The organism is Salipiger sp. PrR002 (assembly GCF_010500775.1).
Taxonomy (GTDB): Bacteria; Pseudomonadota; Alphaproteobacteria; order Rhodobacterales; family Rhodobacteraceae; genus Salipiger.
Genome location: NZ_JAAGOU010000030.1, coordinates 45,411 through 54,270 on the forward strand (window position 1 = coordinate 45,411; position 8,860 = coordinate 54,270).

5 protein-coding genes are annotated in these 8,860 nt (G+C 64.2%); 4 read left to right on the forward strand and 1 reads right to left on the reverse strand.

All coding sequences use genetic code 11. From position 1 onward, the window contains the following. The first annotated feature begins 9 nt into the window (after positions 1-9). The 4 genes from G0A00_RS21205 to G0A00_RS21220 all read left to right on the forward strand — a co-directional run bounded on the left by G0A00_RS21205 (position 10) and on the right by G0A00_RS21220 (position 6,206). Positions 10-1,146, forward strand: coding sequence for a thiolase family protein (locus G0A00_RS21205; RefSeq protein ID WP_066105061.1), 1,137 nt, complete (start codon positions 10-12; stop codon positions 1,144-1,146). After that, positions 1,143-3,470, forward strand: coding sequence for a 3-hydroxyacyl-CoA dehydrogenase/enoyl-CoA hydratase family protein (locus tag G0A00_RS21210; protein ID WP_203595468.1), 2,328 nt, complete (start codon positions 1,143-1,145; stop codon positions 3,468-3,470). Before G0A00_RS21205 ends, G0A00_RS21210 begins: the two co-directional genes overlap by 4 nt. 40 nt (positions 3,471-3,510) lie before the next feature. After that, positions 3,511-5,301, forward strand: a complete 1,791-nt coding sequence (locus G0A00_RS21215) for an acyl-CoA dehydrogenase C-terminal domain-containing protein (protein ID WP_164184392.1) — start codon at positions 3,511-3,513, stop codon at positions 5,299-5,301. A gap of 74 nt (positions 5,302-5,375) precedes the next feature. Further along, entirely contained in the window at positions 5,376-6,206 is an 831-nt protein-coding gene (locus G0A00_RS21220; RefSeq protein WP_164184393.1) for an NAD(P)-dependent oxidoreductase, read from the forward strand. Between the two features lie 797 nt (positions 6,207-7,003). Here the strand turns inward: G0A00_RS21220 and G0A00_RS21225 are convergent. Further along, a partial coding sequence (locus G0A00_RS21225; protein WP_164184394.1) for a TniQ family protein occupies positions 7,004-8,860 on the reverse strand: 1,857 nt, incomplete at its 5' end.

The following is an 8,860-nucleotide window of genomic DNA, read 5'->3' on the forward strand; positions in this document are numbered from 1 at the left end:
GAGTTACCGATGACACGTGTCGTTGTCGCGGGCTACATGCGCTCGCCTTTCACCCTGGCCCGCAAGGGCGCTCTGGCCAAGGTCCGGCCCGATGATATGGCCGCGCAGGTGGTCCGGGCGCTGGTCGCCCGCACCGGGGTCGACCCCGAGGGGATCGAGGATCTGCTGCTCGGTTGCGCCTTCCCCGAAGGCGAGCAGGGCCTCAACCTCGCGCGGCTTGTGGGCCTGATGAGCGGGCTGCCGCAATCGGTGGGCGCGGCCACGATCAACCGTTTCTGCGGCTCGTCGATGACCTCGGTGCATGTGGCCGCAGGCTCGATCGCCATGGGTGCCGGCGACGCCTTCGTCTGCGCCGGTGTCGAGAATATGAGCCGGGTGCCGATGATGGGCTTCAACCCGATGCCCCACCCCGAGTTCGCCCGCAGCCATCCCGAGGCCTATATGGGCATGGGTGAGACCGCAGAGAATGTCGCCCGGCGCTGGCAGATCTCGCGGGCCGAGCAGGAAGAATTCGCCCTCCGCTCGCAGGAGAAGGCCGCCGCGGCGCTGCAGAAGGGTCTGTTTGCCGATGAGATCGTGCCGATCACCGGGCGCGATGGCGTGGTCGAGACCGACGGCTGCCTGCGACCGGAGACGACGCTTCAGGGTCTTGCCGATCTCAAGCCCGCCTTCGACGCCGAAGGTGTGGTGACGGCGGGCACCTCGTCGCCGCTGACCGATGGCTGCGCGGCACTGCTGGTCTGCTCGGACAGCTTTGCCGAAGCGCAGGGGCTGCCGATTATCGCCTATGTGAAATCCGTGGCGGTGAAGGGCTGCGCGCCCGACGTCATGGGGATCGGCCCGGTTGCCGCGACCCGCGCGGCGCTGCAGCGCGCCGAGCTTTCCGCCAGCGATCTCGACGTGATCGAGCTCAACGAGGCTTTCGCCAGCCAGTCCATCGCCTGCATCCGTGATCTCGACCTCGATCCGGCGCGGGTCAATCTCGACGGCGGCGCCATCGCGCTCGGCCACCCGCTGGGGGCGACCGGCGCGCGGATCGTCGGCAAGGCGGCGAGCCTGCTGAAGCGCGAAGGGGGCCGCTACGCGCTGGCCACGCAGTGCATCGGCGGCGGTCAGGGCATCGCCACCATTCTGGAGGCCGCATGATGGCCGGTATCGAAAAAGTCGCCGTCATCGGCGCCGGGGTCATGGGGGCCGCGATTGCGGCGCATGTGGCCAATGCCGGGGTGAAGGTGCTGCTGCTCGACATCGTGCCCGAGGGCGCGGCCAGCCGCAACGCGCTGGCCGAAGGGGCCGTGGCGCGGATGCAGAAGGCCGACCCGGCGCCCTTCATGGGGCGCAAGGCGGCCCGGCTGGTGGAGACCGGCAACCTTGAGGACGATCTGGAGCGTCTTGCCGAGGCCGATTGGATCATCGAGGCGGTGATCGAGCGGCTCGACATCAAGCAAGACCTCTATCGCAAGATCGAGGGCGCGCGGAAGCGTGGCAGCATCGTGTCGTCCAACACCTCGACCATCCCGCTGGCGACGCTGGTGGGCGGGCTTCCCGAGGGTTTTGCGCAGGACTTCCTGATCACGCATTTCTTCAACCCGCCCCGCTATATGCGGCTTATGGAACTGGTCACCGGCGCCGCCACGCGCGCCGATGCGGCAGAGCTCATCGCCGATTTCGCCGACCGGCGGCTTGGCAAGACGGTGGTCCGGGCCAAGGACACGCCAAGCTTCATCGGCAACCGCCTCGGCGTCTACTGGCTGCAGAAAGCGGTGATCGAGGCCGCCGAGCGTGGCATCCCGGTCGAACAGGCCGACGCGCTCATCGGCAAGCCCTTCGGCATTCCCAAGACCGGGGTCTTCGGGCTGCTCGATCTGGTCGGGCTCGACCTCATGCCGCATGTGAACGCGAGCCTCGCCGCAGCCCTGCCGCAGAGCGACGCCTTCCACACCGCCAACCGGCCGCTGCCGGTCGTGCAGAAAATGATCGCCGAGGGCTACACCGGCCGGAAGGGCAAGGGCGGCTTCTATCGCCTGAACCGCGACGGCGGCAACAAGGTGAAAGAGGCGGTCAACCTATCGAGCGGGCATTACGCAACCGCCCGCAAGCCGCGATCCGAGGCCATGGAAGAGGCCGGGCGCAGCCCGCGCGCGCTGATGGCGCATGACAGTGCCGAGGGGCGCTATGCCGCCGAGGTGATGGGCGCGACGCTGCGCTATGCCGCCGGGCTGGCGGGCGAAGTGGCCGATACGATCGCCGACATCGACGAGGCCATGTGCCTTGGTTATGGCTGGAAGGACGGCCCCTTTGCGCTGATGGACAAGATCGGCCCGGACTGGCTGGCCGAGCGGCTGGAGGCCGAGGGCGAGACGGTGCCGCCGATCCTGCAACTGGCGCGCGGGCGCAGTTTCTATCGCGTCGAGGCGGGCAAGCTCGAACAGCTGGGCCTCGATGGCGCCTACCATCCGGTGACCCGCCCCGAGGGTGTGCTGCTGCTTTCCGACATCAAGCGCGGCGCAAAGCCGGTGCTCAAGAACGGGTCCGCCGCGGTCTGGGACATCGGGGACGGCGTTCTGTGCTTCGAGTTCACCTCCAAGATGAATTCGATGGACGACCAGATCATGGCGCTTCTGGGCAAGACGCTGAAGCTGGTGGAGGCTGAGTATAAGGCGCTGGTGATCCATAACGAGGGCACCAATTTCTCGGTCGGCGCCAACCTCGGCCTCGCCTTCTTTGCTGCCAATATCGCCGCGTGGGACCAGATCGAGGGGCTGGTGGCCTTGGGTCAAAAGACCTTTCAGGACATGCGCTCGGCCCCCTTCCCCGTCGTCGGCGCGCCCTCGGGCATCGCGCTTGGCGGCGGCTGCGAGGTGCTGCTGCATTGCGATGCGGTGCAGGCCCATGCGGAAAGCTACATCGGCCTTGTCGAGGTCGGCGTGGGGCTGATCCCCGGCTGGGGCGGCTGCACCGAGATGCTGCACCGCTGGCAGCGCTTCGGGCGTCTGCCCAAGGGGCCGATGCCGGTGCCCTCGAAGGTTTTCGAGATCCTCAGCACCGCGACGGTGGCGAAATCCGCCGCCGAGGCAAAGGAGCTGCTGTTCCTGCGCCCCGAGGATGGCATCACCATGAACCGCGCCCGGCTTCTGGCCGATGCCAAGGCACGCGCGCTCGCTATGGTCGAGGGCTACGCCGCCCCCGAGACCCGCGAGTACACGCTGCCCGGCCCGTCGGGCCTCGTTGCCATGGAGATGGCGGTGCAGCAATTTCGCAAGATGGGCAAGGCCACCCCCTATGACGAGATCGTCTCGGTCGCGCTGGCCGAGGTGCTGTCGGGCGGGGGCACCGATCCGATCGAGACCCTCACCGATGCGGACCTGCTGGCCCTCGAACGCGAGCGGTTCTTCACGCTGGTCAAGCGGCCCGGCACGCTCGACCGCATCGAAACCATGCTGATGACCGGTAAGCCGCTCCGGAACTGAACCCCGGCCTTGGGCCGCACAGAACAGGGACATCGCGACGATGGCCAATTACACACCCCCCCTGCGCGACATGCGCTTTGTCTATCACGAGTTGCTGGGCTGCGACGAGCTGGCAGAGCTTCCGGGTTTCGAAGAGTTCACCTTGGATCTGATCGATCCGATCCTCGAAGAAGCCGGCAAGATCTGCGCCGAAGTGCTGTACCCGATCAACCGCTCGGGCGACGAGGAAGGATGCACTCTGGAAAACGGCGTGGTGCGCACCCCCGCTGGCTTCCCCGAGGCCTATCGCCAGTTCCGCGAAGGCGGCTGGACAGCGATGACCTGCGATCCCGCCTATGGCGGACAGGGGCTGCCCGCCGCCGCCGACGTGCTGGTGACCGAGATGATCTGCTCGGCGAACCTGTCGTTCGGCATGTACCCCGGCCTCTCGCATGGCGCTTATCTGGCGCTGCACAGCCATGGCTCGGAGGAGCTGAAGCAGGCGTATCTGCCCAAGCTGGTCGATGGCACATGGTCCGGCACCATGTGCCTGACCGAGCCGCATTGCGGCACCGATCTGGGGCTTCTGCGCACCAAGGCGCTGCCGCAGGAGGATGGCAGCTTTAGCATCACCGGGACCAAGATTTTCATCTCGGCGGGCGAGCATGACCTGACCGAGAACATCATCCATCTGGTTCTGGCCCGGCTGCCGGATGCGCCCAAGGGCTCGCGCGGGATCAGCCTGTTCCTCGTGCCGAAATTCCTGCCCACCGCGGAAGGCGCACCGGGTGCGCGCAACGGCGTGCAATGCTCGAGCATCGAGCACAAGATGGGGATCAAGGCCTCGTCGACCTGCGTGATGAATTTCGACGGTGCACAGGGCTGGCTCGTCGGCGCGCCGCACAAGGGCCTGCAGGCGATGTTCACCATGATGAACAACGAACGCCTCGCGGTTGGTGGTCAGGGGCTGGGGCTGGCCGAGGCCGCCTATCAGGGCTCGGTCGCCTATGCGCGCGAGCGTCTGCAGGGGCGGTCGCTGACCGGCACCAAAGCGCCCGACAAGCCCGCCGACCCGATCATCGTGCATCCCGACGTGCGGCGGATGCTGCTGCTGCAGCGGGCGGCGACCGAAGGCTGCCGCGCGATGGCGGTCTGGGTGGCCAAGGAGCTTGATAAGCAGACCCATCACCCCGACCCGGAGGTGCGCAAGACCTCGGAGGATTTCGTGGCGCTGATGACGCCGATCGTGAAGGCGCTCTTCACCGATCTTGGCTTCGAGAACGCCAACCTCGGGATGCAGGTGCTGGGCGGCCATGGCTACATCCGCGAGCACGGTATGGAGCAATACGTCCGCGACGCGCGCATCACGCAGATTTACGAGGGCACGAACGGCATTCAGGCGCTCGATCTGGTGGGCCGCAAGCTGGGCGCCAATGGCGGGCGCTTGCTGCGCCGGTTCTTCCATCCGGTGTCGGAGTATATCGAGCAGCACGCGCAGACCCCCGAGATGGCCCGCTATATCGCGCCGCTCGCCAAGGCCTTTGGCCGCCTGCAGACCGCTTCGGCCACCGTCGCCCGGCGCGGGCTTGCCAACCCGGACGAAGCCGGGGCGGCGGCCACGGATTACCTGCGGCTCTTTGGTCTGACCGCCATGGGCTATCTCTGGGCGCGCATGGCAGAGACCGCGATGACGCAGAGCCGCGAGACCGGCGATCCGGATGGGTTCTACGCCACCAAGCAGGTGACCGCGCGCTTCTACATGGAGCGGATGCTGCCGCAGACCGGCACGCTGCTGTCGCAGATCATGGCCGGTGGCGAGACTCTCATGGCGCTGGACGAGGCGGCATTCTGAACGCAACACCGCTCCGGCGCTCGCGCCCCGGAGCCGTACCCCGGCGTGGACCAGATCAAGAAGGAACGGGCCAGATGACCGATCTCGGCGGCAAGACACTCTTCATCAGCGGCGGCAGCCGCGGCATCGGCCGGGCCATCGCGCTGCGCGCCGCGCGCGATGGGGCCAATGTGGTGCTGGCGGCAAAGACCGTCACCCCGCACCCCCGCCTGCCCGGCACCATCGAGGACGCCGCGGCAGAGGTCGAGGCACAGGGCGGGCGCGCCCTGCCCCTCATGCTCGATATCCGCGACGAGGCGGCTGTGACTGATGCCGTGCGCAAGGCCGAGGACCACTTCGGCGGCATCGACATCGTGGTCAACAACGCCAGCGCAATCTCTCTGACGCCCACCGCCGAGACCGAGATGAAGCGCTTTGATCTGATGATGTCGGTCAATATGCGCGGCACTTTCGCGGTTACCCGCGCCTGCCTGCCCGCACTGAAGCAAGCGCAGAACCCGCATATTCTCACGCTCTCGCCCCCGCCCTCGCTCGACCCGGCGTGGTACGGGCCGCATGTGGCCTATACGATCTCGAAGATGGGGATGAGCCTGTGCGTGCTCGGCTGGGCCGAAGAGTTCCGCCCGCTTGGCATCGCCGCCAACGCGCTCTGGCCCCGCACGGTCATCGACACGGCGGCGCTGGCCATGCTCGGCGGGGCGGTCCAGCCCAAGAACTGCCGAACACCGCAGATCGTCGCCGATGCCGCCCATGCCATCCTCACCCGCCCCGCGAAAAGCTGCAGCGGCAATTTCTTCATCGACGAGGAGGTGCTGCGCGAAGAGGGCACCGTGGATTTCTCGGGCTATGCCGTCGATCCCGGCGAGCCGCTCTTACCCGACCTCTTCGTCACCCCCGAAAGCTGAGCGCGACAGGACGATTGCCCTCGCCGCCGGCCTGCAAAGTGAAACGTGGCAGCCTCTTCTGGCCGCAGGTGTCGCAGAGCAAATGGTGCTCCTGCGATAAACTACCGGCAATGGGGCGGTGGCCTCTATCGGGCGCGGCTTGGTCGAACTGAAAGCGTCTCGCCGGACGCGCAGAGAAACCGGCGGGGCCTTTCCATCGACAAGGCGCGCTGAATTGTCGGGTTCCCTGCTGCCGCTCTTTCGGACCCGCGCTGCGTGCGCTCATCCAAATCAGAAGCGCGATCGCCGCACGACAGTCACCGCCCGAAAATGACAGAACTTGTGTCACTTTCTGTGTGAACAGCTGTGAAATCCGCGACCCCGAACCGCCCCTGAGCGATTTCCGAAGTCACTGACATCATGTCACTTTGTGATGTTCGGTTAAGATTGGAATCTGACACGTTCTCAAGTGATTGATCCAGAATCTTTTTCCATTTGGCATCACAATCAACTTGGAACTTTTTTCGGGGAAGACTGAAACCTCCGCGCTATGGCTCTTCAAAGCCCATGAAACTGTGGCTCAGATCGCAGTCTTGCCCGAATAACACTGACTCGGCGCAAAGGTGGATCAAAGTCCCTGACAGGGTACCTCGCGCAGCCCTGCATCTCCCCCTATCGTACTACCAGAAATGCCTTCGCCCTGCCGCGGAAGCGACAGGGCGAGATTTCACTTGTATTCACGTTGGATAAGGCGGACAGGTCTATTGACCTGATGAGCACGGGACCAACCTAGTAGTGCCCGCGAAAGCCTTTGAAGTTTAGAGACTTAGAATGTTCTCCCGGTCGTACACCCGTGCATCGCTTCCTGAAATCACGGGGCTAAGCTGCGAAGCTATGACCAGCGCCGTCACTTCTCTGGGCGTTCGCCCGAGGTATTGGGCAGCAGTCTTTGGCGTTTGGAACCTCTCCAGGAAGGCCTCGTAATCGTCGCAGGTTATGAACTCCGCAGCGTTTCGAAGCCCATTGGGTCGCCGACGATCTACATGGAGCAACCCAGCTGCAACCACTTGACGAAGTTCTCGGCTGCTTAGGGCCAAACGCTTACGCACCTCCTCCAGTGTCAAATCGGCACGCTGTTGACGGCGTATCGCAGCGAGCAGCTCTTTATGACTAATTCTCAGCCCAGCGAGTCCGATCTCGGTTGTCTTGATGTAGGAACCGGGCAGCTCGCCCGCCTCAAGAAAGCGCAGAATTTGGCCTGCTGGGCACCGCAGCACAAATGATGCATGCGAGAGGCTGATCATATCTTTGCGGATGGCATGATCGGGTTGGAGGATCGCACGAGCTTTCATTCGGTTGAGGAGATCATCCAGCATATCGGCGCTGAAACGCGGTTTCTTGAAGGCTTTGGTCGTAATCGGTGTAATCACCCTTTCAGAGACGAGGCCTTCGAACAACGTGATGCCGACACCCAGGAAGTTTGCGCCCTGCTCTGCCCCGAAGCTCTCGGCCAGCGCTTTTATGTGCATGGTGCACGCTTTGAGGCGTACCCTGACATCAAGGCCGACCGGAACTCTTCCGTTGGGCAAAAGGTCATCAAGGATCAAGGTGCGCCTGACCCATTTGCGGGATCGGTCCGTGGTCTCGGCGATCTTCTTGATGCACGCATTAACCTGCACTTCGGGCGGGGCGTACTGGTGTCTGGACAATAGGCAGTAGTCGCCTTGATCCTTAATGAGGCCGAGCATGATGTCGCGAAACGCCCGCCGCTCGTCCTGCATCGAGGCCTGCAGCGCCCAACCATGAAACCATGTCTTGCTGAGCCGCGTCGAATGCCGTCCGAGCGCTTGATCGACCTCATCAAGCAGCTTCGCGTGCCCAGCACGGGTGACCGAGAAGCCCAGATCGATAAGTTCGCGCCGTGTTGCGAGCGGCGAGGCATCGGGGCGTAAGGTGCCTTCTGCGATAAACGCGCCCAGCCCCAGACACCAACGTTCCAAGGTGTCGATCTGAATATCAGGCAACCAGTCCACCATCTGGGTGTTCTGCTCAAGCCGCTCAAGAGCCACGTTTTCAAAGACCGACAAGGCTTGCTGTTGGACCCGCTCCTCCAGGCTATGTAGCCATCCTTCAGCCAGTTCAGCACGAAGCACATGGTCATAGCAGGTCGTGTAATCCGCGTAAGGTAGCTCAATCAGTGCGATTTTATGGCGACTGCAACAACTCATGAAGCGGGGCAACCATTCCCATCGGATCGCGCAGCCGTCCAAGTGGCCATCCGCCAACGACAGATCCTCCCGCCAGCAGATGGGGCAGATGGCAAGATCGTGTTTGCGGATGGACCGGCTCAGAAAACGATGCCCATGCAGCTCAGTATATTTCCCACTGATCTTGTAGGGACTGTTTAGGATCATGTCTGTGCCGGATGAGCCGGTGAGCGCCGCTAACGCTTTAAGTTGTTGCGGATCACCGGCGCAGACCGCCGCTTTGCCGAGCCCCATTGCAGTACAAAACTCGGCAGTGGACCTTGAAGCGTTTGCCGAAGCGTTACGCGACAGGGTCGAGAATGCTGGCTCGCCCTCTTTGGCGGCCAAGGCGACGGGGAGCGCAGAGACCTTTTGTAGATAGTGCCCCCGCGCGTGGTGTAGGAGCGTCGACCTTCGGAGAGGTCCGGG